The 26733-nt window shown below is 43.5% G+C and carries 26 protein-coding genes; 17 read left to right on the top strand and 9 right to left on the bottom strand.

Going from position 1 to position 26733, the window contains the following annotated elements; all coding sequences use genetic code 11:
- Nucleotides 1–144 precede the first annotated feature (144 nt).
- Both AAFM34_RS14520 and AAFM34_RS14515 read right to left on the bottom strand, forming a co-directional pair.
- Nucleotides 145–1617, bottom strand: coding sequence for a dihydrolipoyl dehydrogenase (locus tag AAFM34_RS14520; protein WP_341664034.1), 1473 nt, complete (start codon nt 1615–1617; stop codon nt 145–147).
- Between the two features lie 120 nt (nt 1618–1737).
- Nucleotides 1738–2466: a glutathione peroxidase gene (locus AAFM34_RS14515; protein WP_341664032.1), complete on the bottom strand. Its 729-nt coding sequence runs from the start codon at nt 2464–2466 to the stop codon at nt 1738–1740.
- A gap of 151 nt (nt 2467–2617) precedes the next feature.
- Between AAFM34_RS14515 and oxyR the strand changes: the two genes are divergently transcribed.
- Nucleotides 2618–3508, top strand: a complete 891-nt coding sequence (oxyR, locus tag AAFM34_RS14510) for a DNA-binding transcriptional regulator OxyR (protein ID WP_341664030.1) — start codon at nt 2618–2620, stop codon at nt 3506–3508.
- A gap of 79 nt (nt 3509–3587) precedes the next feature.
- Here the strand turns inward: oxyR and AAFM34_RS14505 are convergent, their stop codons facing one another.
- Entirely contained in the window at nt 3588–6113 is a 2526-nt protein-coding gene (locus AAFM34_RS14505) for a PBP1A family penicillin-binding protein (RefSeq protein ID WP_341664028.1), read from the bottom strand.
- A gap of 141 nt (nt 6114–6254) precedes the next feature.
- Here AAFM34_RS14505 and pilM point away from each other — a divergent pair, with 141 nt between their 5' ends.
- The 12 genes from pilM (at nt 6255) to trpS (ending at nt 17087) form a co-directional block, all read left to right on the top strand.
- A complete protein-coding gene (gene pilM / locus AAFM34_RS14500) occupies nt 6255–7178 on the top strand; it encodes a pilus assembly protein PilM (protein ID WP_341664026.1) in 924 nt (307 codons plus the stop codon).
- Nucleotides 7168–7725: a PilN domain-containing protein gene (locus AAFM34_RS14495; RefSeq protein ID WP_341664024.1), complete on the top strand. Its 558-nt coding sequence runs from the start codon at nt 7168–7170 to the stop codon at nt 7723–7725. Before pilM ends, AAFM34_RS14495 begins: the two co-directional genes overlap by 11 nt.
- The gene (locus tag AAFM34_RS14490; RefSeq protein ID WP_341664022.1) at nt 7718–8308 is read left to right on the top strand and encodes a type 4a pilus biogenesis protein PilO; all 591 of its coding nucleotides are present in this window, start codon (nt 7718–7720) and stop codon (nt 8306–8308) included. The genes AAFM34_RS14495 and AAFM34_RS14490 overlap by 8 nt, the downstream gene beginning before the upstream one ends.
- A complete protein-coding gene (locus AAFM34_RS14485; protein ID WP_341664021.1) occupies nt 8295–8798 on the top strand; it encodes a pilus assembly protein PilP in 504 nt (167 codons plus the stop codon). Before AAFM34_RS14490 ends, AAFM34_RS14485 begins: the two co-directional genes overlap by 14 nt.
- Nucleotides 8799–8808: 10 nt before the next feature.
- Nucleotides 8809–10185 (top strand): type IV pilus secretin PilQ, encoded by a 1377-nt coding sequence (locus AAFM34_RS14480; protein WP_341664019.1) that lies wholly within the window; start codon nt 8809–8811, stop codon nt 10183–10185.
- Nucleotides 10186–10410: 225 nt separating this feature from the next.
- Entirely contained in the window at nt 10411–10929 is a 519-nt protein-coding gene (gene aroK, locus AAFM34_RS14475) for a shikimate kinase AroK (RefSeq protein ID WP_152429376.1), read from the top strand.
- Between the two features lie 31 nt (nt 10930–10960).
- Nucleotides 10961–12049, top strand: coding sequence for a 3-dehydroquinate synthase (gene aroB, locus AAFM34_RS14470; RefSeq protein WP_341664017.1), 1089 nt, complete (start codon nt 10961–10963; stop codon nt 12047–12049).
- A gap of 42 nt (nt 12050–12091) precedes the next feature.
- A complete protein-coding gene (locus AAFM34_RS14465) occupies nt 12092–13585 on the top strand; it encodes an AAA family ATPase (protein ID WP_341664015.1) in 1494 nt (497 codons plus the stop codon).
- 71 nt (nt 13586–13656) lie between these two features.
- A complete protein-coding gene (locus AAFM34_RS14460) occupies nt 13657–14484 on the top strand; it encodes a Dam family site-specific DNA-(adenine-N6)-methyltransferase (protein WP_341664013.1) in 828 nt (275 codons plus the stop codon).
- 114 nt (nt 14485–14598) lie between these two features.
- A complete protein-coding gene (rpe, locus tag AAFM34_RS14455) occupies nt 14599–15270 on the top strand; it encodes a ribulose-phosphate 3-epimerase (RefSeq protein ID WP_152429380.1) in 672 nt (223 codons plus the stop codon).
- A 4-nt stretch (nt 15271–15274) separates the two neighbouring features.
- On the top strand, nt 15275–15961 hold the full coding sequence (locus tag AAFM34_RS14450; protein ID WP_341664010.1) for a phosphoglycolate phosphatase: 687 nt from the start codon (nt 15275–15277) through the stop codon (nt 15959–15961).
- Between the two features lie 109 nt (nt 15962–16070).
- Entirely contained in the window at nt 16071–17087 is a 1017-nt protein-coding gene (gene trpS, locus AAFM34_RS14445) for a tryptophan--tRNA ligase (RefSeq protein WP_341664008.1), read from the top strand.
- A 70-nt stretch (nt 17088–17157) separates the two neighbouring features.
- On the opposite strand, the gene trmL is transcribed toward trpS, so the two are convergent.
- The 4 genes from trmL to AAFM34_RS14425 form a co-directional block, all read right to left on the bottom strand.
- Nucleotides 17158–17634, bottom strand: coding sequence for a tRNA (uridine(34)/cytosine(34)/5-carboxymethylaminomethyluridine(34)-2'-O)-methyltransferase TrmL (gene trmL, locus AAFM34_RS14440; protein ID WP_114786008.1), 477 nt, complete (start codon nt 17632–17634; stop codon nt 17158–17160).
- A gap of 83 nt (nt 17635–17717) precedes the next feature.
- The gene (locus AAFM34_RS14435; protein WP_341664005.1) at nt 17718–18335 is read right to left on the bottom strand and encodes a superoxide dismutase; all 618 of its coding nucleotides are present in this window, start codon (nt 18333–18335) and stop codon (nt 17718–17720) included.
- A 74-nt stretch (nt 18336–18409) separates the two neighbouring features.
- Nucleotides 18410–19792, bottom strand: a complete 1383-nt coding sequence (gene cpxA / locus AAFM34_RS14430) for an envelope stress sensor histidine kinase CpxA (protein WP_341664003.1) — start codon at nt 19790–19792, stop codon at nt 18410–18412.
- Nucleotides 19792–20478, bottom strand: a complete 687-nt coding sequence (locus AAFM34_RS14425) for a response regulator (protein ID WP_341664000.1) — start codon at nt 20476–20478, stop codon at nt 19792–19794. Before AAFM34_RS14425 ends, cpxA begins: the two co-directional genes overlap by 1 nt.
- A gap of 182 nt (nt 20479–20660) precedes the next feature.
- Here AAFM34_RS14425 and AAFM34_RS14420 point away from each other — a divergent pair, with 182 nt between their 5' ends.
- The 3 genes from AAFM34_RS14420 to pfkA all read left to right on the top strand — a co-directional run bounded on the left by AAFM34_RS14420 (nt 20661) and on the right by pfkA (nt 23427).
- Entirely contained in the window at nt 20661–21158 is a 498-nt protein-coding gene (locus AAFM34_RS14420) for a CpxP family protein (protein ID WP_341663998.1), read from the top strand.
- Between the two features lie 117 nt (nt 21159–21275).
- Nucleotides 21276–22184 (top strand): CDF family cation-efflux transporter FieF, encoded by a 909-nt coding sequence (gene fieF, locus AAFM34_RS14415; protein ID WP_341663996.1) that lies wholly within the window; start codon nt 21276–21278, stop codon nt 22182–22184.
- Between the two features lie 280 nt (nt 22185–22464).
- Nucleotides 22465–23427: a 6-phosphofructokinase gene (gene pfkA / locus AAFM34_RS14410; protein ID WP_152429388.1), complete on the top strand. Its 963-nt coding sequence runs from the start codon at nt 22465–22467 to the stop codon at nt 23425–23427.
- A 55-nt stretch (nt 23428–23482) separates the two neighbouring features.
- Here pfkA and AAFM34_RS14405 read toward each other — a convergent pair whose 3' ends face one another.
- Entirely contained in the window at nt 23483–24805 is a 1323-nt protein-coding gene (locus AAFM34_RS14405; RefSeq protein WP_341663994.1) for an anaerobic C4-dicarboxylate transporter, read from the bottom strand.
- A gap of 157 nt (nt 24806–24962) precedes the next feature.
- On the bottom strand, nt 24963–25985 hold the full coding sequence (gene epmB / locus AAFM34_RS14400; protein WP_341663992.1) for an EF-P beta-lysylation protein EpmB: 1023 nt from the start codon (nt 25983–25985) through the stop codon (nt 24963–24965).
- Nucleotides 25986–26018: 33 nt separating this feature from the next.
- Here epmB and efp point away from each other — a divergent pair, with 33 nt between their 5' ends.
- A complete protein-coding gene (efp, locus tag AAFM34_RS14395; protein ID WP_114788056.1) occupies nt 26019–26585 on the top strand; it encodes an elongation factor P in 567 nt (188 codons plus the stop codon).
- Nucleotides 26586–26733 lie beyond the last annotated feature (148 nt).

Below are 26733 nucleotides of genomic sequence, written 5' to 3'. Positions count from 1 at the left end.
TTGGAACTTCAAACATTAACAACACCGCCCCGTGGGTTCATGGGGCGCATACGTTGAAACGAACTCTTGAGTAAATTCTTGCCTGTATAAGATAAAAATAAAGCGAGCCATTTGGCTCGCTAAAAAGTACTTACTATATGAGTTTTAACAACCAGGTCCACAGTCAAGGCAGTGCTTAATCATTTCTGGCCCTAGGTGCAGTTTCGCATTGAGATCGCGTAGCGCAGTTCTAACACCTTCTTCTATCACGGGGTGGTAAAAGGGCATATCTAGCATTTCGGATATCGTCATTTTGTTTTGGTGCGCCCATGCGAGTAGGTGGGCTAAATGTTCGGCGTTTGGTCCAATCATTTCTGCTCCAAGGAAGCGTCCCGTCCCTTGCTCACCATAAACATGTAATATGCCTTTATTGCGAAGCATGACTCTCGAGCGGCCTTGGTTTTCAAAAGATACTTCACCCGTTGCAAAGCAGCCACAGTTTCCAAGCCGAGTTTCAAGCTGTTTGAAACTTTCTCCTACCATAGCAATTTGTGGATCGGAGAACACAGCTGAAATGGATGAACGGCGAAGTCCTGCGCGTATGTCTGGATAGCGTCCAGCGTTATCTCCTGCTATGCGTCCTTGGTCGGCGGCTTCATGTAACAAAGGGATTTGGTTGCTTGCATCACCTGCAATAAATATATTGTCTGCCGAGGTTTGTAGCGTGTAGTGATCAGCCGTAGGCACTCCACGTTCATCAAGTTCAACGGATGTATTTTCTAGTCCAAGCTTATCCACATTAGGCCGACGACCTGTTGCGGCAAGAACGTAATCAACGATAAAGGTCTCGAGTTCGCCATCATGATTGATAAATTGGATTTCAACTTTATCTTGGTTCGAACCATCAGAAGCTGAAATACGCTTCATTTGCTCCACTTTGACGTTGGCATCCAAATAAAACTCTTGTTTAAATGCTTTATCAGCATAGCTCATCACTTCTGGGTCAGTTAGTGGACCAACTTGGCCACCAAGACCAAACAACTTAATCTCAACACCGAGACGGTGTAAAGCTTGGCCAAGCTCCAATCCAATAACACCAGGACCAAATACAGCCACTGATTTTGGTAAGTCATCCCAGTCAAAAACATCATCGTTAATGATTAGGCGATCTCCCAGTTCATTCCAAACATTTGGATAAGCAGGTCGAGAGCCCGTAGCAATTACGATGCGCTTGGCGGTTACTTGAGTGTGTCCATCGATATTCAGTGTGTTGTTATCAATAAACTGAGCATAACCAACAATTTTGTCTTGAGCGGGTATTTCATCGACCCCTTCAAGGACAAAGCCAACGAAACGATCGCGTTCTCTTTTGACCCGATCCATTACTTCACGGCCATTGATGGTTATATCGCCTTGTGGATGAACCCCAAACTTCGGTGCTTTTTCAATTTGGTGCACACTTTCCGCTGCTGCTATCAGCAGTTTCGATGGCATACAACCGACTCTAGCACAAGTGGTACCATATGGACCGCCTTCAATCATAACCACGCTTGAGGTATGCGCTTTAGCAGCACGATAGGCACCTAACCCAGCCGTTCCACCGCCAATCACTGCAACATCAACATTAAGCTGTTTCATTTTCTATTCCTGTCAGATAAATCACCGAAGCAATTTATTGCTTCGGTGATGATATTGAGTACCGCGCTTTGCACTGGATCTCAGAGCGCAACAGTAGTGAGGCATAACCCCAATAGATTATTAACCTAAGTAAGATTCAAGCTCTTCACTGCCACCGATATGTTTTCCACCAATGAAAACTTGTGGTACGGTTGCGCGGCCTGAAATAGCGCGCAAGCTGACCGTAGTAGCATCTTTGCCTAAGATAACTTCTTCGTATTGAAGATTATGGTCGATCAAACTCTGTTTTGCCTTGGCACAGAATGGGCAGCCGGGTTTACTGAAGACAGTAATGGATTCCTGAGTCTTGTGATCAGGGGCAATATAGCCAAGCATAGTATCTGCATCAGAGACTTTGAATGGGTCGCCAGGCTCATTCGGTTCAATGAACATTTTTTCAACCACGCCATTTTTGACTAGCATGCTATAACGCCATGAGCGTTTGCCAAAACCGAGATCATTCTTATCAACAAGCATTCCCATGCCATCAGTGAACTCACCGTTACCATCAGGTAGGAAGGTGATGTTGGCCGCTTCTTGATCGGCTTTCCAAGCGTTCATAACAAAGGTGTCATTGACAGAAACACACAAGATTTCATCTACGCCATGTTCCTTGAACACAGGGAATAATTCGTTGTAGCGTGGCAGATGGCTTGAAGAGCAAGTTGGAGTGAAGGCTCCAGGTAGACTGAATACAATCACAGTCTTATCTTTAAAAATATCGTCACTGGTGACGTTTACCCATGCATCGCCTTGACGAGTTGGGAATGTAACTTGTGGTACTTCGTGGCCTTCTTTAGATGTAAACATTACCGATTCCTTTGAAAAGATTAAAAATTGTATCAGCAGCTCATGTGCGTGATGTCGATAAGGCTATTATTTGAAATTTACTTTGATAGCTCCAATCGTTAGATGCTATGGTATCGATAGGTTTTTTCTATTTTTATGGGTAATTGAAAAAATGAATATCCGTGATTTCGAGTATTTGGTGGCTCTAGCAGAACATAATCACTTTCGTAAAGCGGCAGAAGCGTGCTTTGTCAGCCAACCGACCTTGAGTGGTCAAATTCGTAAATTAGAGGATGAGATAGGCACAGCTTTGCTAGAACGAAGCAGTCGGCGTGTTTTATTTACTGATGCAGGTCTTCAGTTAGTCGGACAAGCCAAGCGAATTTTATCTGAGGTAAAAACCTTTCGTGACATGGCGAGTGGCCAAGGAAAAGCCATGACAGGCCCTATGCATATTGGTTTTATCCCAACCGTTGGCCCTTACCTACTGCCTAAAATTGTTCCTGTACTAAAAGAGCAATTTCCAGAGCTTGAACTGTTTTTGCATGAAGCTCAGACCAATCAACTGGTTAGGCAGTTAGAAGATGGTAAGCTAGATTGCTTAGTCTTGGCCTCTGTAGCCGAAACTGAGCCTTTTAAAGAAATTGAAGTTTATGAAGAGCCGCTGAGCATTGCTGTTCCTTGTGATCATCCGTGGGCAAAGCTAGATAAAGTCGATATGTTGGAGTTGAATGGTAAAACGGTATTAGCCTTAGGTGATGGGCATTGTCTTAGAGATCAAGCACTAGGCTTTTGTTTTGCTGCTGGCGCAAAAGACGATGAGCGTTTTAAAGCGACCAGTCTTGAAACATTGCGCAATATGGTTGCAGCAGGTGCAGGGATTACCTTGTTACCTGAATTATCTTTACCCAAAGAAAAGTATAAAGATGGGGTGTGTTATGTGAAAGCGACAAACCCAGTACCTTCTCGAAGCATTGTTGTCGCTTATCGCCCTGGCTCTCCTCTACGAGCTCGTTTTGAGCAATTAGCTGATGCTATAAAGCAGCAGTTAGAGAAAAAATAGCCTAGGTGTGAAAAGGTACAAACCTATTCTACGCCCCTTGTAGGAATACTCCCGATACTTCTATATCGGGAGATATCACTTAGAATAGTTCTTCGTTTTCTGCGGAGGTATAAATACTGTCTGTCACCTCGTCGCTGACAAAGTCTTTTGGCTCTGTACCTTCAAGGAAGTATTCAAACATAGAACTTGAATCAAACTTATTGGTCAACAGGCCAGAGTTACGATCGATTCGTACCCTAACAATATTTGCGGGAATTTCTTTTTCCTGTAACGGAACGCCAGCCAAAGCGGTTTTCATAAAATCTACCCATGCCGGTTGGGCTGTTCTGGCCCCCGCTTCTACGCCAGAATTTTGCTCTTTACCAAGGTTACTATTGGGTACAGTTCGGCCTAGCTTACGAGTATGATCGTCAAAGCCTACCCAAGAAATTGCCACCATTCCGGGGCCATAGCCATTATACCAAGTGTCTTTGGAATCGTTGGTTGTGCCGGTTTTTCCACCAATATCACGGCGTTTAAGCGCTTGCGCTCTCCATCCAGTACCGTTCCAGCCCGTACCTTCGCTCCAGTTGCCTCCTCCCCAAATATTGCTATACATCATTTCGCGTACCAAAAATGCGGTTTGCTCTGAAATGACTTGGGGGGCATATTGGATGCTCTGCTCAACATCAATAGGATCAATATCTTGCTCTAAAAACTCGTTATTTGGTTCATCTGAGTCTTGAGCAAGGCAGGAGTCACGACAGATGATTTTGGGCTTCGCCTCAAACTCCAAATCACCAAAAGGACCTTCAACTTTACTGATGTAATAAGGCTCTACATAGTAGCCTCCATTGGCAAATACTGAGTATCCTTGTGCCATTTTCATCGGCGTTAAGCTGCCTGCGCCGAGTGCTATGGTTTCAGAACGAGGTAGCTGATCAATATCGAAGCCAAAGCGAGTCAAATACTGGCGTGTTTCATCGAGTCCCACTTCGCGTAGCACTCGAACAGCCATGACATTTTTTGATTGAGCAAGGCCAATTCGTAAGCGGGTCGGCCCTATGTAAGTTGGCGGAGAGTTTTTCGGACGCCAAGCAGTACCTTGGCTTTTATCCCATTGATTGATAGGCGCATCGTTAACTAAGGTTGCGAGAGTTAAGCCTTTATCTATGGCTGCGGAGTAAATAAAAGGTTTAATGCTTGAGCCAACTTGTCTTACTGATTGAGTGGCACGATTAAACTTATTGTGGACAAAGTTGAAGCCACCAATAAGAGAAAGAACAGCGCCATTTTCAGGGTTCATTGCGACAAATGCAGTATTCGCATTGGGTACTTGGCTCAGGTGCCAAATTGTACTTTGCGCTTGATCGTCAGCAAGTGTCTCTATTGGGCGTACCCAAATTTGTTCTCCTGCAGTAAGCACTTCAGTGGCTGAACTGGGCGCAGGCCCTTGCCGCTCATCAGTCAAAAATTTACGAGCCCATTTGATACCATCCCAATCTAGGGTTTGAGCGCCTTGATTTTTTACCCAAACTTTAGCCTGCTGAGCCGTGACGCTCGTCACCACAGCAGGAGTAAGCTCGCCATATGTGGGTACTTTGGATAGTATTTCGTCCATTTCTTGGCTGTTCAGTGGCGCTTTGCCTTCTTGCCAAAGAACTTTTTCTGCGCCTCGATAGCCATGTCTTTCATCGTAGGCAATTAAGTTGTTGATACTGGCCTGATTCGCAGCTGACTGAAGCTTAGAATCTACCGTGGTATAGACATTCATGCCTGAGGTGTATGCGTCTTCTCCATATCGAGACACCATCCAAGCTCGTGCGAGTTCGGCAACATAAGGCGCGTTAAGCTCTATTTCTGCGCCGTGATAGCGTGAAATAATGACCTCATTTCGTGCTTGATCGTATTCTGCTTGAGTAATGTATTCTTCATTCAACATGCGCTGGAGAACGACATTTCGACGATTGGTTGCACGCTCAATGGAGTAGATAGGGTTCATGGTCGAAGGAGCTTTAGGCATCCCCGCGAGAGTTGCAACTTCACTTAGGGTGAGATCTTTAAGATCTTTGCCAAAGTAAGTTTGTGCTGCCGCGCCAAACCCATAAGAACGGTATCCCAAGAAGATTTTATTAACATACAACTCCATAATCTCTTGCTTGCTCAGCAATTGCTCAATGTGAATGGCAATAAAAATCTCTTTAATCTTGCGCATGATCTTCTTCTCGTTTGAGAGGAAGAAATTACGTGCGAGCTGCTGAGTAATGGTACTTGCCCCTTGCTTTGCCGAGCCGGAAACGGCGACAACAAGAGCTGCGCGAGTAATACCAATTGGGTCAATTCCTGGGTGCTCGTAGAATCGACTGTCTTCAGTTGCTATCAGTGCTTCAACTAGGTGAGGTGGAATTTCATCATAGGTGACAGGTATGCGTCGCTTTTCCCCAAACTGAGAGATGAGTTTTCCGTCTTGACTAAATATCTGCATAGGAGTTTGCAGTTTGACGTCTCTTAATGTTGCAACATCGGGCAACTCAGGTTTGACATAAAGATAGAAACCAAAAATGGTTCCAATCCCAAGCAGTGTGCAAACCAATACGAAAATAAACAATCGCTTTATGAACTTCACCGGAGAATCCCTGATTAATTACGCTGACGTTATGCAAACTCTTACAGTTTAAGCTAAAAACGTAGCTCATATGTATTTATGTTCCCACAAAATCAATGATTTAAATTCGTGGGTGACGCTAACCTGACGGAGCTGAGCTGCATGAGTCAATCATTCATCACAGGCGTTGACATCGGCCACAAGCATATTAAAGCTGTGGTTTTAAAGCCCAGAAAAAACACTTGCAAACTTGTTGGTTGTTATCAAGTGTCAGTTGAGGCGGACATTCTTACTGATAATCACAGGTTAAATTATCAGGAAATTGTAAAGAAACTCAAAGAACTAAGAAAGGCTTTACCACTATTTAGTCGTAAAGTTTGTCTGAGCATCCCAGACAATATGGTAATAACTAAGCAATTACAGTTAGATAGCCGATTAAATCAGGATGAGTCCCAATTTGCTATCAAGCAGGCCTTCTCTAAACATTCAGTTATACAACCTGACCAACTCTACTTTGATTTTGTCATTTTACCTAGCCATAGCAAAACTCCTAACAGTACTTATCAAGTTTACGCCGCTCGTAAACATGATATTGATGGTCTAATGTCTGCTTGTTCTCAAGCAAAACTGACGCCTTTGCTTATTAATCCCTATTCATTCAACTTGGTGCAAATTTGGCGACGTGCTACTGCTTATTATCAAAAATATGATTGGTTGCTTATTGAGCTAAATAGTTGCCAACTGGCACTTTACTTTGAATCTGAGCTGCACGGTTGTGTCTATCACGAAGTTGAGGTTGGCGCCACAAAAGTAGCGCTTAGCCAAAGCCTAAAAAGCTTATATTCACATATACAGTTACTTAAGATAAAGCCTGAAGGCGTATGGCTTACAGGTGAATCTTTCTTGAGTCCTGAGCAAGTCATTGAGTCAATTCCAGAGTGGGAGAGCATCTGCATTCTTCTACCTTTGTTGAAATTGGTGGACTCTGATCTCAACAAACAAACCCTACTAGTCGGTGAGTTTTCTCGGGCTTTGGGGGCGAGCCTTAGTGGGAATCAATGGTTGGAGAGTCTTGATGGCATATAACATCAATCTTGTTCCTTGGAGAGAAAAGCATCATAGCGCTCAAGTGCGTCGGCTTATCCTTCGTCTGTGTTTGGTTACCCTAATGGGTATTTTAATAAGTTGCTATCTGACAAGTTATCTTGCTTCACAAGTCGCTATTCAGCAGGATAGGGTGTCTAAACTGAATGAACACATTCAATGGATTGAGCAAAGAAACAAGCGAGCAAATGCATTGCGTCAGGAAATAGACAAAGTTAGGGCGAATCATACCCACTTGGTGAGACTAGATGCGATACGCTCTTATCCTCTTATTTTGATGTACACATTAGCTGAACTGATACCAGAAGGGGTTTATTTCAATCATATCAGTTTTAGGGGTACGCGAGTTGATGTTCAAGGTGTGGCCGCAACGGCGAAAGACATGGATGCGCTTATTACAAATCTTAGTAATTCTTCTCAAACGCACTCTGTATTGATGTCAGAGCTGCGTTCCCATCAGCAAGGTTTTCAGCCTGGCTATCAATCATTTTCGCTGCAATTTTCCTTGGTCGAATCTTCCTATGACTGAATCTCGTTATTTTGTCCCATTTTATATTGCTAAGTTGAGCGGTGCTGTTCAATTCTATTTGCTCGGCGGGTATCTAGCATTTCTCCTAATGGCTGCTTTTTTGTTTTATATGCAGCCACAAATAACCTTGCTTGAATCGTTGCGACTTAAAGAAAGCCAATTAAGGCAAACGCTGAGTTCAACTAGCGCCTCTATATTGCCTTTGGAGAAACTAGAACGTGAGCTAGAAACGTTGCAAAAAATTGAAAATCAGTTGAAGGGTCAGCTATCCAAGCCTGTCAATTTACCTCAAGTGGTTAGAGATTTAAGCACACTAGCCGAGCAAAATTCCTTACAGTTATCGAGCATAGTTCAAATCGACACAGCAAAGGCTGGTGATATGCCTATACCAGAGCTTGAAGTTGAGCTTTATGGTCGGTATCGAAATTTAGTCGTTTTTTTCCATTTTTTATCTAATGCCCCCTATTTTGTTCAGTTTGAAAATCTTGATTGGAGCCGACGCAGGGGAGGTGACGATGAACTGCATATGCAAGGGAGGCTTAGTTTTAATATGGGGAGCTTAGATAGCGATGAAAAAAGCTAAAGTGATTATCTTGTTGTGTGGCTTTTTATCTAGCTGCAAAGCTAATCAAGACCCTTTGTCATTAGAAAGTGCCCATATATCACTGGCTTTGTCAGAGTCCACAAGTGATTTTTCTCAACAGTCTAGCCACTCTTCTCGATATGATTTTGATATATCGAGTGAATTAAGACGCGATCCCTTTTCTATTCCTGAAACAACTCAAATAAGTAATCAATGCCAACAATCAGATAATGCTCCTACTCATACTCCAATTAATTTCCCATTGGACGATTTGAGATTAGCGGGCGTTGTCCATCGCAGAACAGACTATATCGCTTTAATTGAGCTTCCTAACGGGGCGCTAATAAAAGGAGTTATTGGGCAGGAAATTGGCCTTAACCAAGACATGATAACCAATATTAGTTCAGATATGGTTACAATCGGGCGATGGGCTATGGAGTATGGGCAGTGTCGACTGAAAGCGGATATTAGATTAACAATTTCACGTTAGGATTAGAAAAATGCGGGAAAACATTATTTGGAAAAGTCTGCTCTTGTTGGTTAGCGTGTCTTTCGTCATACAATCTGTTTATGCTGGCGAGCATACCACTTCTTACCAAACGAATAGTCAACAAATTAATACCAGTGATAACAGGCTGTCGGTTAATTTTGAAGACATTCCTGTGCGGAGCGTGTTGCAACAAATAGCCGATTACAATGATTTTAATATCCTAGTGTCTGATTCGGTCTCTGGCTCGGTAACGTTAAGACTTAATGATGTTGATTGGCCGCAGCTTCTCGATATGATTTTGTTGGCTAAAGGTCTCGATAAACGTCAAATTGGCGATAGTTTGTTGGTGTTTAAAAAGTCGGATGCAAACTTCATTGATGATGCTTTAGTGTCTGAGAATCAATCATTACAGTCTGAGATTATTGCCATGCGCTTTGCCAATGCCACAGAGATTGCCGCAATAGTAGGAAATGATGCAGCAACCTCTATGTTGTCAGAGCATGGTGCTATCTCTGTAGATACCAGAACCAATGCACTATTAATTCGTGATCAAACTGCTCACCTTGAGGCGATGAAATCGGTTATTTCGGCACTTGATGTTGCTGTAAAACAAGTACAAATAGAAGCGCGTATCGTGAGCCTGAGTGAAGGTGATGTTCAAGAACTGGGTGTCCGTTGGGGGCTCAATACGATAAAGGGGAATTATGCTCTTGGTGGTTCGATAGAAAGTAATTTATCAAACATAAGCTTATATTCAGAGGGTGAATCCAGTATTGATGACTTTCTTAATGTTGATCTTTCAGTTGCATCTAACACCGCCTCGACAATTGCTTTTCAAGTCGCTAAATTGAGTAGTGGAGTCTTGCTTGATCTTGAGTTATCAGCGCTGCAAAGAGAATCAAGAGCTGAAGTGATTTCCAGCCCACGTTTGATTACTACCAACAAGCAAGCTGCCTATATAGAACAAGGTACGGAAATTCCATATTTGGAAGCAGCATCTAGCGGCGCGACGAGCGTTAATTTTAAAAAAGCAGTATTAAGCCTTAAAGTGACGCCTCAGATAACCGCTGATGATCGCTTAATCCTTGATTTGAAGGTTACGCAGGATAGGCCTGGCCAAGTTGTGAAAACAGGTACGGGTGAAGCTGTCGCCATAGATACTCAACGTATTGGTACTCAGGTTCTGGTCAATGATGGCGAGACGATAGTGCTAGGAGGTATTTATCAACACAGTGTGTCAGATGCTGTAGATAAAGTGCCACTTTTGGGCGACATACCATTATTAGGAGGGCTTTTTCGTCGGAGTTATCAGCAAATGGGTAAAAGTGAACTGCTTATTTTTGTTACACCTACCTTGATTACTTCGCATGACAATATAGCAAATTAATAGGGTCTTAATTGCATGAAACTTAAACATAAAAATCAATTAGCCTTTAATGAATCAAAAATCAGATGAAAATAAATTTGCAATAGTGTCACCTTACCTAGATAATTTCGGGTCTTATCACGAATTATCTGTGAGGAATTGGTGCCACAAGCATATCTTGGGCTGGATTTATCTAGCTTTCTTGTGGCGATGTCATTGAATTAACGTTGTAAATTACTGCTAAACATGGCTGAAAAACGCAATATTTTTCTTGTTGGACCTATGGGTGCTGGCAAAAGTACAATTGGTAGACATCTCGCTCAACAGCTTCATATGGAGTTTGTTGATTCGGATACCGTAATTGAAGAACGCACAGGTGCAGATATCGCTTGGGTATTTGATGTTGAAGGCGAAGACGGCTTTCGTGTGCGTGAAGAAAGGGTGATCAACGATCTGACTGAAGAGCAAGGTATTGTTCTGGCGACAGGCGGTGGTTCTATCAATAGCAAAGAAAACCGCAATCGTCTTTCTGCGCGCGGAATTGTTGTTTATCTAGAAACAACAATAGAAAAGCAACTTGCACGCACTAATCGTGACAAAAAACGTCCTTTATTACAGACGGATAACCCACGAGATGTGCTTGAGTCGCTAGCTGGTGAACGCAATCCCCTTTATGAGGAAATTGCGGACTACACAGTGCGAACTGACGATCAAAGTGCAAAAGTGGTAGCCAACCAGATTGTAAAAATGCTAGAAGAACGTTAATACGTTAAATATTAGCAACTGGAGAATACCCATGGAAAGGATTACGGTCAGTTTAGGTGAGCGTAGCTATCCAATTTCAATTGGTGCCGGATTATTTGATGATCCGGCCCACCTTTCATTTTTATCTGCCAAACAAAAAGTGGTTGTGATTACTAATGTCACGGTTGCTCCATTATATGCTGATAAAATACTAACTCTTCTTGAACACATTGGCTGTGAGGCATCAGTGCTTGAATTGCCTGATGGTGAGCAATATAAATCACTGGATACCTTCAATACTGTCATGAGCTATTTGCTTGAAGGTAATTATGCTCGTGATGTAGTGGTGATTGCTCTTGGAGGCGGTGTTATTGGTGATCTTGTTGGATTTTCGGCAGCTTGTTATCAACGTGGCGTTGATTTTATTCAAATCCCGACCACTTTGTTATCCCAAGTCGATTCCTCTGTTGGCGGCAAAACGGCAGTCAATCACAAGTTAGGCAAAAATATGATAGGAGCTTTCTATCAGCCTAAATCCGTTATTATTGATACTGATTGCCTGAAGACCTTACCAGCGAGAGAGTTTGCAGCAGGTATTGCTGAAGTGATCAAGTACGGAATTATCTACGACGAGGCATTTTTTGTCTGGTTGGAAGATAACCTTGACGATTTATATGCGTTAGATGAGCAAGCTTTGACCTATGCGATTTCACGTTGTTGCCAAATCAAAGCTGAGGTGGTTGCCAAGGACGAAAAAGAGTCTGGCATTCGAGCCTTGCTTAATCTTGGCCATACATTTGGCCATGCGATTGAGGCCGAGTTAGGTTACGGTCAGTGGCTGCATGGTGAGGCGGTTTCTACCGGTACCTTGATGGCGGCGAAAACAGCTGAGCTGCAAGGGCTTATTACACCACAGCAAGTGGAGCGAATTCTCTCTATACTAAAAAAAGCACAATTGCCTGTGCATACACCAGATACCATGACTTTTGACGACTTCATGAAACACATGATGCGTGACAAGAAAGTTCTTTCTGGTGAACTGCGTTTAGTGTTACCTACTGGAATTGGTAGCGCCGAAGTTGTGAAAGGTGTGCCTGAATCGATTATTCGACAAGCGATCGATTTTTGTCGCGATATTTGAGTTGTTTGCTTTAGACAGTAGGCTGTCATTAGGATGGTTTGAATGAGTTTGACGCATGAATCCCGTGTGTTGGAGTTAGATACTCAAGTTGAACTGCTTGAGCGCATGCAATTGTTGACCAATTTTGGCTCTAATTTAGTTACCGTTGGTGGTGCGCCTGGTGCAGGTAAATCATGGCTAGCCCAACGATATCTGGAAGCTTGGGCATCGGACAAAAACCAATCTTTGTTGATGTGTCATCCTAATCAGGATGATCAGCAGCGCAGGACCATGGTTTTGACCCAGCTTTTTTCTGAGCCAATGTTTGATCCTACCGATCCTTTAACTGACAGCTTTTCTCGCCAAGTAGGTGAGGATGGCTGTGATATTGTCATCGTTATCGATGATGCTCAGCAGTTGAAAGAGTCGTTTGTATCAGAGTTATGGATGCTGGTTCTTGAAGCGCAGGACAAACCCAGTTGGACAATCAATGTGGTATTGTTTGCTCAATCTAATTCGCTTGACGTACTGTTGACGCGTTTGAGTTATGGCCAAGACCACAAGCCCATAGATTTAGAAATAGATCCATTGACTCAGGATGAAGCCGACCGCTTTTTTGAACACCTTGTGATTCGTTTTGTCGAAGATGAAAGAGAAAAGCGTGTACGTAACGCATATCGGACTGTTGCCCTTCGGCCGGGCGACATTATGGCTTTAGGGGACCATAAAGTGGAAAAAAGGATTATTATCCGTTCAATCATTGGCTCACCAATGAATATCGCTCTGTTAGTCATCACTCTACTTCTTCTTATTGGAGGAGGATATTGGTGGCTTATGGTACAGCCTTCGCCCGAAGATAAGATGCATCAAGTTGAGGACACTCAGGATAAGACAGTACTTCCAGCCTCGCCTGTTGATACTGAAGTTGCTACATCATTGTCTAATCTTGATACCGATAAGAGCAGTGACATGGACAGCGTAGTAATTTCTGCAGAGGATGACTCTCAGGCGCTACCGCCTAAAGTGACAGAGCAAACCTCTAGTGTCGGTAGTGGTCAAGATGGGCAACAGCGTGTTGTGATCACATCAGATGTGGTTGATGCTCTGATAGAAGGTAAACCTGAAAAGGCCAGCACAGCTGAAAATCAAAATGTGGTGAGTAAATCCGGTATTCGTATTTTGCCAGCCAAAACAGAAAATGCTCCTGTTGCTATCGTATCTGAACCAGAAAAGCCCGTTAAACCTGTGGTTTCCTTTTCATTTACTAAGGATGAGCTAAAGAATTTTTCTGTGCGCAGCTATACACTGCAACTAGCCGCTGTTCAGTCTTTAGAAGAAGTACAAGAGTTTCTGGATAAACATAAGCTGGCAGGGAGCGTATATATCTATCCAACAGTGCGAAACGGCGCGGATTGGTACATCATCACTTACCAAAACTACCCAACAATTCAAGTTGCTAGAGATGCCGTGGAGTCCTTGCCTGCCGATATACAGCAGCTAGATCCTTGGGCTAAGTCACTTAGTCAGGTACATAGAGAAATCGATCGAGTGAAATAACGCTGAGCCGAGATGGAAAATATGTTACATTTCGCAGCCTTAATTTTTGTTTGATTGATTTAGAGCATTAGATGAAGAAGCAGCGCGCCTTTCTCAAATGGGCTGGTGGAAAATACGGTTTAGTTGAAGATATCCAGCGGTACTTACCAGAAGGTCGTAAGCTAGTGGAACCTTTTGTTGGAGCAGGGTCAGTGTTTCTTAACACTGACTATGACCACTATTTTCTTGCCGATATCAATCCAGATCTGATTAACCTTTACAACTTGTTGAAAGAGAGGCCACAAGAGTATATCTCTGAAGCTAAGCGCTGGTTCGTGGCTGAAAACAATCGCAAAGATGCGTATCTGTCGATACGAGCTGAGTTTAATGGTACAGATGATGTTATGTATCGTTCCTTGGCTTTTTTATACATGAATCGATTCGGTTTTAATGGTTTGTGCCGCTACAACAAAAAAGGCGGTTTTAATGTCCCGTTTGGCTCGTATAAAAAACCATATTTTCCCGAAGCGGAATTGGAGTTTTTTGCTAGTAAATCGAAAAAAGCCACCTTCGTTTGTGAAAGCTATCCAGAGACATTTAGGCGTGCCCGTAAGGGAAGTGTAGTTTATTGTGATCCACCTTACGCGCCGCTATCGACCACAGCAAACTTCACTTCTTATGCTGGAAATGGATTCACTCTGGATGACCAAGCTGCTTTAGCTGATGTTGCCGAAAAAGCAGCCAAAGAGCGCCATATTCCAGTGTTAATTTCCAATCACGATACAACCCTAACTCGTCGTCTTTATCATGAGGCAGAGCTCAATGTCGTCAAAGTAAAGCGCACCATTAGCCGCAATGGCGCAGGACGCAATAAAGTCGATGAGCTACTGGCCTTGTTCAATCCCAGTCATGATGACTAGGCCCACTTACTCTGGCGATATTTCTCTCATCTAAGCTATCTTATCTGTCTTTGCTTGGGTAGAATGTGCTCAAATGGTCTTTTGGGTTTACCTACATTCAAACAGAGGTCTGGTATGAAAGATTTTCTTATTGCTCCATCCATTTTATCTGCTGATATGGCTCGTCTTGGTGAGGACGTTGACAAAGTCCTCGCTGCAGGGGCAGATGTGGTTCACTTTGATGTGATGGATAATCATTACGTACCTAACCTAACTTTTGGAGCCCCTATTTGCCAAGCATTGCGTGATTACGGTATTACTGCGCCCATCGATGTGCATTTGATGGTAAAGCCTGTTGACCGCATTATTCCAGATTTTGCCAAAGCGGGCGCTTCTATGATTACCTTTCATATCGAAGCTTCTGAGCATGTTGATCGCACCTTACAGCTCATCAAAGAACACGGCTGTAAAGCAGGGGTTGTATTGAACCCAGCCACACCTTTATCTCATCTTGAATACATTATGGATAAACTGGATATGATTTTGCTTATGTCAGTTAATCCTGGTTTTGGTGGGCAATCATTTATCCCGAAAACGCTTGATAAACTAAAAGCGGTGCGCCGACTAATTGATCAGTCTGGACGCGATATTCGGTTAGAAATTGATGGTGGGGTTAAGGTCGAAAATATCAAAGAAATTGCTCAAGCAGGCGCGGACATGTTTGTTGCAGGTTCGGCGATTTTTAATCAACCAGATTATAAGCAAGTGATTGATCAAATGCGTGAAGAGTTAGCAAAGGTAAGATAGTTAGATGAGTAATATAAAATTGATCGCGTTTGATCTTGATGGCACTTTACTTGATAGTGTGCCAGATCTCGCTGTAGCAGCCGATCAGACAGTGCAAGCCCTTGATTTTCCTCGTGTTACCGAAGAGCAGGTGCGTGACTACGTTGGTAATGGTGCCGATGTGCTTATCGCGAGAGCCTTGAGCGCTAGTATTGAAGTTAACCCCGATTTAGATCCTGATCTCCAAGCTAAGGCTCGTCAGCTATTTGATGATTATTATGAGAAAACTGGACATCAACTGAGTCACTTGTACGCAAAAGTTAGCCAAACCCTCGAGCAGCTTCATCAAGCAGGGTTTGTAATGGCTTTGGTGACCAATAAGCCGTCTAAGTTTGTTCCTGAGGTGCTTAAGAAGCATCAAATTGATATGTTTTTTGCTGAGATCATTGGTGGTGACACTTTCCCAGATAAGAAGCCCAATCCCATGGCTCTTAACTGGTTACTTGAGAAGTATGAGTTACAGCCAGAGCAGATGTTGATGGTTGGAGATTCAAAAAATGATATTTTAGCTGCAAAAAATGCTGGCTGCTTATCATTTGGACTTACCTATGGTTACAATCATGGCGAGCCAATCTCGGATTCAAAGCCAGACTTTGTATCTGATTGCATTGCTGATTTGCTCGGTGTTGCTCAGGTTTGTCCGCAGTTGTAACAAAAGATCTTCCAAAATACTCGTTAATGAGTACACTGAGTACGCCGCGTGGTAGACAAGCTATGCGGTTTTTTCATTTTTTAGATTAAGAAGTCAAGGAATCATTCTCATGAGCAAGCCCATTGTATTGAGTGGTGTTCAACCCTCAGGTGAACTAAGTATCGGTAACTACTTGGGTGCTCTACGTCAGTGGCAACAGATGCAAGACGATTATGATTGCCAATACTGTGTGGTTGACCTTCATGCAATTACGGTTCGCCAGGACCCTAAAGCACTGCATGAAGCGACGCTAGATGCATTGGCGATTTGTCTGGCCGTTGGTGTTGATCCACAAAAGAGCACGCTATTTGTTCAATCTCATGTACCAGAGCATGCGCAATTGGGCTGGCTTCTTAATTGTTACACCCAGATGGGAGAGCTGAGTCGAATGACTCAGTTTAAAGACAAATCTGCTCGATATGCTAATGATGTTAACGCGGGTTTATTTGGTTATCCTGTTCTGATGGCGGCGGACATTTTACTGTATGGTGCTCACCAAGTACCTGTGGGTAACGATCAGAAGCAGCACCTAGAGTTGGCCCGTGATATAGCGACTCGCTTTAATAACATTTATGCGCCAGATGCGCCTATTTTCACTGTGCCTGAGCCTTATATTCCCACAGTGAATGCGCGAGTTATGAGTTTGCAAGATGCCACCAAGAAAATGTCTAAATCAGACGATAATCGCAAAAATGTCATCACTCTATTAGAAGAGCCTAAATCGATCCTCAAAAAGATAAATAAGGCTCAAACCGATACTGAAACGCCGCCACGTATTGTGCATAACTGGGATAACAAAGCGGGTATCTCTAACCTAATGGGGCTTTACTCAGCGGCAACGGGTATGAGCTTTGAAGAAATTGAAGCGCAATATAAAGGCGTTGAAATGTATGGTCCGTTCAAGAAAGATGTCGGTGAAGCCATTGTCGCTATGCTTGAGCCTATTCAGGCTGAATACCGACGCATTCGTGAAGACCGTGCTTATATGGACAGTGTGATGAAGCAAGGAGCTGAAAAGGCTTCGGCTCGTGCGGCGCAAACCTTGAGTAAGGTTTATCAAGCTGTCGGTTTTGTGGCTCGTCCATAATAGGATGAGGTAAAACTCAATTTGAAAGCGGACTCTTATGAGTCCGTTTTTTATTCTGGTGATGTGAAGTTTATTGGGCGCCTGCAAAGTCCATTTGACGCCATGCTTCAAAGGCTATGATAGCAACCGCGTTGGATAAGTTTAAGCTACGAGCATCTGGCATCATGGGAATGCGTATTCTCTGTTCCATTGGCATGCTTTCGATGAGTTGTGCAGGTAAGCCCCGAGTCTCAGGGCCAAATAACAGCACATCGCCTTTGGTAAATTGCGCATCAACATGGTGACCCGTTGTTTTTGTTGTGCAGGCAAAAATACGGTAGGTGTCACGTGTTGTTTCAAGATAATCAACGAATGCTTGATAATCTTTATGCCGAGTCACACGTGCAAGGTCGTGGTAGTCCAAGCCGGCGCGACGTACTTTTTTTTCGTCCAAATCAAAACCAAGCGGCTCAATAAGATGAAGGTTAGCACCACAATTGGCACATAAGCGGATGATGTTACCAGTATTTGGAGCAATTTCTGGTTCATAGAGAGCGATGTCAAACATGTTCTTGGTTTTGCTTTTGGTGACTGAGGCGAGAAATTATAAGGCGGCTTATCATCGCCGCCAAGTGCGCAAAGAGAGTTTTACTATTTATTCTCGGCAAGAGCCTGAGTGTAATTCTCGCTAACAGCATTCCAATTGACGACATTCCACCATGCATCAATGTACTCTGGTCGGCGGTTTTGGTAACTGATGTAGTAGGCATGCTCCCACACATCGAGTGCTAAAATAGGCTCGCCTTGTTCCACAGCAACATCCATTAGAGGGTTATCTTGATTACTCGTTGATGTGATCTTCAGTTGTCCATCTTTTACGATCAACCATGCAAACCCTGACCCAAAAGTATTGATAGCGGCTTGCGCAAACAATTGCTGGAAGTTTTCAAAGCTATCAAAGGTTGAGTTGATGTCATCGGCCAGTTTACCGCTAGGCTTTCCACCACCGTTTGGCGCCATGCAATTCCAATATAAGATGTGGTTGTAGTAGCCGCCACCATTATTACGAACTGCTGGAGAATGCTGGGAGATATTAGCAAAGATATCATCCAATCTTGTTGACTCCAATTCAGTCCCCGTTACCGCGGTAACAAACTTGTCGAAATATGTTCTGTGATGCTTGCTATAATGCACTTCCATGGTTTTGGCGTCTATGTATGGTTCGAGCGAATCATAAGGGTAGGGAAGTTCTGGAAAAGTGTGGGACATAGTCAATTCTCCTTAATTGGGAGCTCATAGACTAAATGATAATGAGATCTATTATCACCTGTGATTTTGTAAGGTTATTTCCCCTCGAGCGGCAGAATGATTTCCATACACAACCCACCAAGACTACTACGCTTTGCCGATATGCTACCGCTGTGCTGGCGAATGGCACTCTCTGTAATCGCAAGACCAAGCCCTGTACCGCCACTATGACGATCTCGAGCAGTAGAGACACGATAAAAGGGGCGGAATATGGCTTCTAACTCATGTTCAGCAACGCCTTCTCCATTGTCATCGACAATAATCGTCAGTCGGTCATTGTCGAGTTTGAAGGCCACTTGTATCAGATCCTGACTGTAGTGAATGGCATTTCGCACTATGTTATCGAGAGCACTCATTAAAAGTTTAGGGTTACCCGAGATATGCCTTTCAGGAATGTGAGTGTAAGTAAGAGATTTGTTCATTTGTTCTGCTTCAAACTGAGCATCTGAGAGAATAGCCTCCCATAAGCTGCTAAGAGGTTGAACCTCTCGCGCCACATGACTATCTAGCTGCATGCGTGATAGATCCAATAGTTCGCCTATCATTTGTTCGAGCCGCTGAGCTTCAGTATCAATGCGATTAAGCTCAGGGCTATCCCCTTGTTTTCGCGACACTAAAGCGCTTGCCATTCTAAGACGTGTGAGAGGAGAGCGTAATTCATGAGAGATATCAGACAGCAGTCTCTGCTGCCCCGAAACCATTTGATTCACCGCTTCAACCATTTGGTTGAAGCTTTTGCCCGCTTGCCGAAACTCAGTTGTACCTTTCTCAAGTTCGGGTTCGACACAAAATTCACCTTTGGCAACGCGTTTTGCCGCGCGTTCAAGCTTTCGGGCAGGTTGACTGAGCGCCCATGCTAACCAAAGTAGCAAAGGTGTGCTGACGAGCATGACGGCAAACAATAATTGGAAGGGTTTGTCGAACAGCCTCAGCATAAAGGGTGGCGGTTGATTCCATTTGACGCCGACATAAAGTAGGAGATCATTTTGAGCCAGTGTAATGGGCAGAGGCCCTGCGACCATATAATGGCCATATAGCCGTTGCTTGGGCTGTTCCGGATCTTCAATACTGGTAATGAAATTCTGTACTGCTTTGAGCTTAAAATCTTTACGATTTTGAGTGGTTAAAATATTGCCTTCAAGATCGGTGAGCACGAAACGCGGTCTAGGCTCTCTATTAGAGCGGCGCGGTCTTTCTAGTTGAAAAATAATTTGCCTAAGATCTCTCTCATTAGCAAAGCGCTGTTCAATTTTTTGTTTCGCTTCGATGAGCTTTGCATAATGCGCCGCTGGGATATCTCTTGAACGCCTAGGATCTAAGTGAGGCAGAGAGAGCACAGCCACGAGCACCAAAAACATGGTGAACCAGAAGATAGCGAAAATACGTCCGTAAAGACTAGTGATCCTAGGTAAACGCATCAGTCTTCCTCAACAAAGAGATAACCACGTCCTCGCAACGTTTTGATGCGCTGTTTCCCATTTGGCTTTTCGGGAAGCTTTTTACGTAGGTTGGATACATGCATATCGATAGCACGATCAAAAGCTGCGAGACGTTTTCCAAGTACATCTAAACTCAGCGTTTCTTTGGTGAGTGTTTCCCCTGGGTGCTGAATAAAGTGACTGAGAAGAGCAAATTCGGTGGTGGTGAGCTCAAGGTAGATTTCTTGGCAATAGGCTTCCTGTTTTCCGGGAAATACTTTGATATCTTGATACTCAATGCAGTCAATGTTTTTGGTACTGGATTTTGATTGGGTGCGACGCAAAATAGCGCGTATGCGCGCGAGAAGTTCGCGATCACTAAACGGTTTTGGTAGATAGTCGTCGGCACCAAGTTCAAGACCTATCACTCTGTCTATCTCATCTCCTTTAGCGGTCAGCATTAACACTGGCGTTTCCCAATGTTCGCGTAGGCGCTTAAGTGTATCGACGCCATTGAGCTTTGGCATCATCACATCCAAAAGCACCAAATCCACACCTTTGTCGATGGCCTCTAGCCCTTCTTCACCATCATTAGCTTCAGATACGTGATAGCCTTCTAGTGTTAAGACCTCTTTTAGTAAGCCAGTAAGCTCAGTGTCATCGTCAATCAACAAAATATGTGTCATGCAACCAGCCTCATTTATCCCCTTTCCTTAATAGTACTGATTAATTGAGTTGAGATTTAGTTTAATCTTGCCTCTTTACGATTTTTTACTTTATCTAGACGTCACTTTACGTTGTGCTTTCTATGCTAGATTTAGCGCTGTCAGACAGCAGAGTTTACTTCTTTAGTCGGAAAGGTTTGAATATGAAAAAAGTAACAAAGATAGTTTTAGCCACGATTGTGCTGCCATTAACCCTAAGCTCGGCCAGTGTTTTTGCCAGCGGCGGTAAAGAGCATGGCAAACAAGAGCACAAAGCGTCGCTACTTGATCGAAGCTTGATACGTAAGCTGGATTTAACCCAAGAGCAGCAGACTCAGCTTAAGCAATTGCGTGAAACAATGAAAAAGGACTTAAAAGGTAAATATCAGGAAGATTTTGCTGAACATCAGGCCGAAAGACAAGCCAATAGAGAAAAAATGCAAGCTCTGGTACTGGCAGAATCATTTGATAAAGCCGCTGCCAATGAATTGGCCAGAGCCATGATTGAGCAGCAGACCGAGCATAAAGTGAACATGCTGGAAAAACAGCATCAAATGTTAAGTGTTTTGACGCCAGAGCAAAAAGCCAAATACGCAGAGCTGTCAAAAGAGCGTGATGACATGCGTGCTCAAAAACGTCAGGAGCGCTTAACGAAAAATTGATCCTGATTTTTATATTGAGTACTCACATCGGCGGCCATTGGCCGTCTTTTTTGTTTCATTTTTATTCAACTCATGACGCGTTATACTTAAGACAATGTTTTTTCGAACCTTTACGTTATGAAACACGAATATGCACGTTTAGTGACCCTGGCTGCTTGGACGGCAACAATCGTTGCGACTCTGTTACTTATTGTCAAGCTGGCGGCATGGTGGGTAACGGGGTCGGTAAGTTTATTGGCTTCTTTGATTGATTCCATGCTTGATATAGCGGCTTCTTTAGTTAATTTGGTGGTGGTGAGGTATTCACTTCAACCCGCGGACCGAGAGCATACTTTCGGCCATGGTAAGGCAGAATCCCTGGCTGCGCTTGCCCAATCCATGTTTATTTCAGGATCTGCAGTGTTTCTTATCCTCAATGGTGTCGATCGCTTTTTCAGGCCTCATGCTCTCCAGTCTCCAGAATATGGCGTTTATGTGAGCTTATTTGCAATTGTGGTGACGTTTGCATTGGTTCTTTTCCAGAAACATGTGGTTAACAAAACAGGCAGTCAAGCTATAGCCGCAGACTCGCTCCACTATCAATCCGATTTATACATGAATGCAGCGATCATGTTAGCCCTAACTTTGAGTTGGTTTGGTGTTACTCAGGCAGACGCTGTGTTTGCAATTGGAATCGGTTTATACATTTTATATAGCGCAGTGCAGATGGTGCGAGAAGCGACTCAAACTTTGTTAGATCGCAAGTTACCGGATGATGAGCTTGAAGAGATAAAGCACCAGTGCCTCTCTGTGGAGGGCGTTTTAGGTGTACATCAACTGCGAACTCGTATGTCTGGCCCTACGAGATTTATCCAGCTTCACCTTGAACTTGAGGACCAAATCCCCTTGATTGAAGCGCATAGAATCTCAGATATGGTTGAACACAAGTTGTTGGAGTGTTTTCCTCATGCCGATGTGTTGATCCATCAAGATCCATATTCTGTGGTACTGGGGCCTGAGAAAGAGCAAAAAGTACGTGATTGGTAACAGTTGCTTCTTGAATAGATGCAGCTAATTTAACATGCTGATTATCTTTTCAGCGTGGAGATAAATTGCAGCTATCCTGATATGTATCAAATCTTTGTTCGAGTCAAACTGTAATACTTTTACATAAGTAGAAAACTTACATATTTTAGTGCAAATAAAAGTAGTATTCCTTGGGCTTCAAGGTAACATATTGCGCAAATAAACGGGTCTTGTCAGTAATACTAATGAAAATTGCTGACGTAAAAGTTGAAATAAGATTCCCAAAAAATTGAGGGTGAGCATGATTAAAAAGATCGGTGTTTTGACAAGCGGCGGTGATGCACCGGGCATGAACGCAGCAGTTCGTGGTGTGGTGCGCACAGCGCTATCGGAAGGTTTAGAGGTCTATGGTGTTCAAGACGGTTATCTTGGTCTGTATGAGAACAGAATTGAGAAGCTTGATCGTTCTAGTGTCTCTGATGTGATCAATAAAGGTGGAACTTTCCTCGGTTCTGCTCGTTTCCCTGAGTTTAAAGAAGTCGCTGTTCGAGAGAAAGCCATTGAAAACCTGCAAAAACACGGTATAGAAGCTCTAGTGGTTGTTGGTGGTGATGGCTCTTACATGGGCGCTAAAAAGCTTACCGAAATGGGATACCCATGTGTTGGCTTACCTGGCACAATCGACAATGATATTGCGGGAACGGATTACACTATCGGTTATCTAACCGCACTCAATACTGTTATTGATGCTATTGATCGTCTGCGTGATACATCTTCATCACACCAACGTATTTCGATTGTTGAAATCATGGGACGCCACTGTGGTGATCTGACTCTAATGTCTGCTATTGCTGGTGGGTGCGAATACATCATTACACCAGAAACGGGCTTAGATAAAGAAAAGCTCATCAACAACATTCAAGATGGCATCAAGAAAGGTAAGAAGCACGCAATTATTGCCTTGACTGAGCTTATGATGGACGCAAATGAGTTAGCTAAAGAGATTGAGCAAGCCACAGGACGAGAGACTAGAGCGACTGTTCTTGGTCACATTCAACGTGGTGGTCGCCCAACAGCCTTTGATCGCGTTTTAGCGTCACGTATGGGTAACTATGCTGTGCACTTATTGATGGAAGGACAGGGTGGACGTTGCGTTGGTATCCAAAAAGAGCAGCTTGTTCATCATGATATCATTGACGCAATTGAAAATATGAAGCGTCCAGTTCGTGAAGACCTTTATCAGGTTGCTGAAGAGTTATTCTAAGTTTTGATAAGTGTTTATAAAGGCCAGTGTTAGTCACTGGCCTTTTTTATTACGCCTAATTCACAATCGTGGTTGAGAGAATATAGGCCGCTGTTGTCGCTGTGCTCACACTGATAAAGCCAGGTAAGAGGAAGCTATGGTTTAAAACGTACTTACCTATTCGAGTGGTGCCTGAGCGATCAAAGCTAATCGCGGCTAAATCGCTGGGGTAAAAAGGGAAGAAGAAGTACGCATAACATGCGGGTAATACACCAATGAGGACAGGGGTGGGAATACCCATCGAAAACCCTAAAGGCAGCATTATGGTCAGCACCGCGGCCTGACTTTTTAAAAATATGGACACCACAAACATGGCAATTGCAAAGGTCCAAGGGTGCGCTGCGACTATTTCACTGACTAAGCTAATTAGATAAGGTTTGTGGAAACTAATGATGGTATCACTCATCCAAGCGATGCCAAAAATTATCACCACAGCCGTCATGCCAGCGATAAACACATTGCAGTGGACAATTTTTTTTGGCTCAACTTTGGTTGCCAGCAAAATGATACCGCCAATTGACAGCATTAAAAATTGGATAGCAACTGACATTTTCACGCCTTCAGGCAGCAGGGAAAGGTCATGACCAAACATGGCCACAAAGACAACCACCACAATACCGGCTAAGAAAATCGTCAGCCCTTTTTTCGCTTGTTTGCCAATTTCGCTTTGATTGTCTTGTTGATCGCCATCGATAAGTTGCGCTTTAAACTCAGGATCGCAGCAGCGCTGGATAAACTCGCGATCTTGGTCGAGTTCTTTACCGCGTTTTAGACTCCATGAACAACCTGCTAATACACCAATAAGAGTGGCGGGAATCGTGACTGCAAGGACATGACCAAGGCTGATTGCTAGGTGATTATCTGCGGCGGTAGCCATGACAACGGCGGCAGCTGCTGCAATAGGGCTAGCCGTAATGCCCATTTGTGACGCAACGGAAGCCATAGCCATAGGGCGCTCGGGACGAATGCCCTTTTTATATGCGACATCATAGATGACAGGAAGAAGGGGATAAACGGAATGTCCTGTTCCAACCAAAACCGTTAGCGAGTAGGTGCAGAGTGGGCCCAAGAAGACAATTTGGTTGGGGTGTTTTCTAAGTAAGCGTTCGGCAAATCTGACTAGTAGCTGTAGTCCACCTGTCGCCTCAAGCGTGGCCGATGCAGCAACGACGGCTAGTATGATTAACATTACACTAATTGGCGGTGTACCAGGAGCAATACCAAACACAAATGCGAGTATTGAAACGCCAAGTCCACCGAGTAGACCAAAGGCAATTCCTCCGTGGCGGATACCAATGAAGATAATGGTTAACAACAGGATCATGTGCACGTAAAACATAATCATTCCTAATGGGTTGTTGAAATTTTCTTCAATGCTAATCAAAATTTTTGACTCAAAAAAGTGAATTGACACCTTTGTCAGACTCAGCAAGGTGTCAATACTCTTTTCTTTGTTTCGAATCAAAATAGTGGTTAAAAACTCACCTTAAGATCATCTATTCAAGGTGGAGGTCAAGAGGTATTTTACTGGTTCTTCCGCCAACTTCTCTGGTTAACTTGGGTACCAAGTAGCCAGATACTCTTTCAATTACGCCGGACATGATAGCTCTTGCTTTATCATCGGCGATATAGAAGTGTGCAGCCCCTTGAACTTTGTCCAGTACATGCATGTAGTATGGCAGTACGCCCGCATCGAAAAGGGTTTCGCTTAATGACACTTGGGTTTCAATGTCATCATTGACCCCCTTGAGCATCACGCCTTGATTGAGCAAAGTCACGCCAGCACTGCGCAGGTCATTGAGTGCTAATTTTAAGTCCTGATTAATTTCATTAGGATGATTAATATGGGTGACCAAAATAACCTGTAAGCGTGTCGCTGAGAGCATTTCTTTCAGCGCAAGAGTTATTCGCTCTGGGATCACAACAGGTAAACGAGTATGGATACGTAGTCGTTTTATGTGCGAAATAGCGCTAATATTTTCAATCAGCCAATCTAGCTCTTGGTCTTTTGCCATCAGAGGATCGCCGCCAGATAGGATCACCTCGTTTAGCTCTGGATGAGCATGAATATAGGCCAGGCTTTGCATCCAAACTGATTTACTGCCTTTGTTTTCATCATAGGGAAAATGGCGCCGAAAACAGTAACGGCAGTTAATCGCGCAGCCTCCTTTGAGGATCATCAGAACCCGATTACGATATTTGTGCAATAGCCCAGGTACGGCGTTATCTTGCTCTTCAAGCGGATCATTTGAGTAACCTGAGTGAATTTCAAATTCTTCCTCTAAGGGTAAAACTTGGCGCAGAAGAGGATCAAAGGGGTTTCCTTTTTCCATTCTATCAACAAAGCTTTGCGGTACCCGCTGCGCAAAGAGCTTTCGAGCGGCAAAACCTTTCTGCCATGGAGAGGGATCAATCTCAAGAATCTTTAGCAGCTTTTCGGGATCTGAGATCCCATTCGCTAGTTGTTTGATCCAGTTTTGCTCAACAGAATCAAGTTTTCGGGTTATGATGTGCGACATTAAATTTAACTCGAAGAATGGTAAGAGGAAAAAATGGCTACTGTTAGCACAAATGAATTCAAAGGCGGTCTTAAAATTATGCTTGATAATGAGCCTTGTGTCATTCTCGAAAACGAGTATGTCAAACCAGGTAAAGGTCAAGCATTTAACCGTGTTAAAATCCGTAAACTGCTTTCAGGTAAAGTTCTAGAGAAAACATTTAAATCTGGCGACACTGTTGAAGTCGCTGATGTCATGGATATTGATCTAGATTACTTGTACAACGATGGTGAATTCTACCACTTTATGAACAACGAAACATTCGAACAGCTAGCCGCAGATAAAAAAGCGGTCGGCGATAATGCGAAATGGCTGGTTGAGAATGACACTTGTATGCTAACTCTTTGGAACAGCAACCCGATTGTCGTTACTCCACCAAACTTTGTTGAACTTGAAGTGACAGATACCGATCCTGGTCTAAAGGGTGATACTCAAGGTACTGGTGGTAAACCTGCTACTTTGTCTACAGGCGCTGTAGTTCGAGTTCCTCTGTTTATTTCTATTGGTGAAGTGATTAAAGTAGATACTCGCTCAGGTGAATACGTAGGCCGCGTTAAATAACCCTATCCAGTTCATTGAAGCTATCCAGAGGCCACAGTGAGTGGCCTTTATTGTATTTACTTAAACTTTGATATATCACAATTGTTGTTATTCACAATGTAAGCTGGCGGTGAGCCCCATTTAACTGAAAGCTGGCACCGACTAAAAA

Origin of the sequence: Vibrio sp. (assembly GCF_038138445.1) — a bacterium.
Lineage (GTDB): Bacteria > Pseudomonadota > Gammaproteobacteria > Enterobacterales > Vibrionaceae > Vibrio.
The sequence above is the reverse complement of the archived record's forward strand: the minus strand, read 5'-3'. Positions and strand labels throughout refer to the sequence as shown.

Coding starts and splice junctions, on each gene's coding strand:
- pfkA (WP_152429388.1), top strand. CDS start 22,465: ATGATTAAAAAGATCGGTGTTTTGACAAGCGGCGGTGATGCACCGGGC.
- AAFM34_RS14435 (WP_341664005.1), bottom strand. CDS start 18,335: ATGTCCCACACTTTTCCAGAACTTCCCTACCCTTATGATTCGCTCGAA.
- trmL (WP_114786008.1), bottom strand. CDS start 17,634: ATGTTTGACATCGCTCTCTATGAACCAGAAATTGCTCCAAATACTGGT.
- AAFM34_RS14425 (WP_341664000.1), bottom strand. CDS start 20,478: ATGACACATATTTTGTTGATTGACGATGACACTGAGCTTACTGGCTTA.
- aroK (WP_152429376.1), top strand. CDS start 10,411: ATGGCTGAAAAACGCAATATTTTTCTTGTTGGACCTATGGGTGCTGGC.
- trpS (WP_341664008.1), top strand. CDS start 16,071: ATGAGCAAGCCCATTGTATTGAGTGGTGTTCAACCCTCAGGTGAACTA.
- AAFM34_RS14520 (WP_341664034.1), bottom strand. CDS start 1,617: ATGAAACAGCTTAATGTTGATGTTGCAGTGATTGGCGGTGGAACGGCT.
- efp (WP_114788056.1), top strand. CDS start 26,019: ATGGCTACTGTTAGCACAAATGAATTCAAAGGCGGTCTTAAAATTATG.
- AAFM34_RS14405 (WP_341663994.1), bottom strand. CDS start 24,805: ATGTTTTACGTGCACATGATCCTGTTGTTAACCATTATCTTCATTGGT.
- AAFM34_RS14515 (WP_341664032.1), bottom strand. CDS start 2,466: ATGTTTACATCTAAAGAAGGCCACGAAGTACCACAAGTTACATTCCCA.
- AAFM34_RS14480 (WP_341664019.1), top strand. CDS start 8,809: ATGCGGGAAAACATTATTTGGAAAAGTCTGCTCTTGTTGGTTAGCGTG.
- AAFM34_RS14450 (WP_341664010.1), top strand. CDS start 15,275: ATGAGTAATATAAAATTGATCGCGTTTGATCTTGATGGCACTTTACTT.
- rpe (WP_152429380.1), top strand. CDS start 14,599: ATGAAAGATTTTCTTATTGCTCCATCCATTTTATCTGCTGATATGGCT.
- AAFM34_RS14420 (WP_341663998.1), top strand. CDS start 20,661: ATGAAAAAAGTAACAAAGATAGTTTTAGCCACGATTGTGCTGCCATTA.
- AAFM34_RS14485 (WP_341664021.1), top strand. CDS start 8,295: ATGAAAAAAGCTAAAGTGATTATCTTGTTGTGTGGCTTTTTATCTAGC.
- pilM (WP_341664026.1), top strand. CDS start 6,255: ATGAGTCAATCATTCATCACAGGCGTTGACATCGGCCACAAGCATATT.
- epmB (WP_341663992.1), bottom strand. CDS start 25,985: ATGTCGCACATCATAACCCGAAAACTTGATTCTGTTGAGCAAAACTGG.
- AAFM34_RS14490 (WP_341664022.1), top strand. CDS start 7,718: ATGACTGAATCTCGTTATTTTGTCCCATTTTATATTGCTAAGTTGAGC.
- oxyR (WP_341664030.1), top strand. CDS start 2,618: ATGAATATCCGTGATTTCGAGTATTTGGTGGCTCTAGCAGAACATAAT.
- aroB (WP_341664017.1), top strand. CDS start 10,961: ATGGAAAGGATTACGGTCAGTTTAGGTGAGCGTAGCTATCCAATTTCA.
- AAFM34_RS14465 (WP_341664015.1), top strand. CDS start 12,092: ATGAGTTTGACGCATGAATCCCGTGTGTTGGAGTTAGATACTCAAGTT.
- AAFM34_RS14460 (WP_341664013.1), top strand. CDS start 13,657: ATGAAGAAGCAGCGCGCCTTTCTCAAATGGGCTGGTGGAAAATACGGT.
- AAFM34_RS14495 (WP_341664024.1), top strand. CDS start 7,168: ATGGCATATAACATCAATCTTGTTCCTTGGAGAGAAAAGCATCATAGC.
- fieF (WP_341663996.1), top strand. CDS start 21,276: ATGAAACACGAATATGCACGTTTAGTGACCCTGGCTGCTTGGACGGCA.
- cpxA (WP_341664003.1), bottom strand. CDS start 19,792: ATGCGTTTACCTAGGATCACTAGTCTTTACGGACGTATTTTCGCTATC.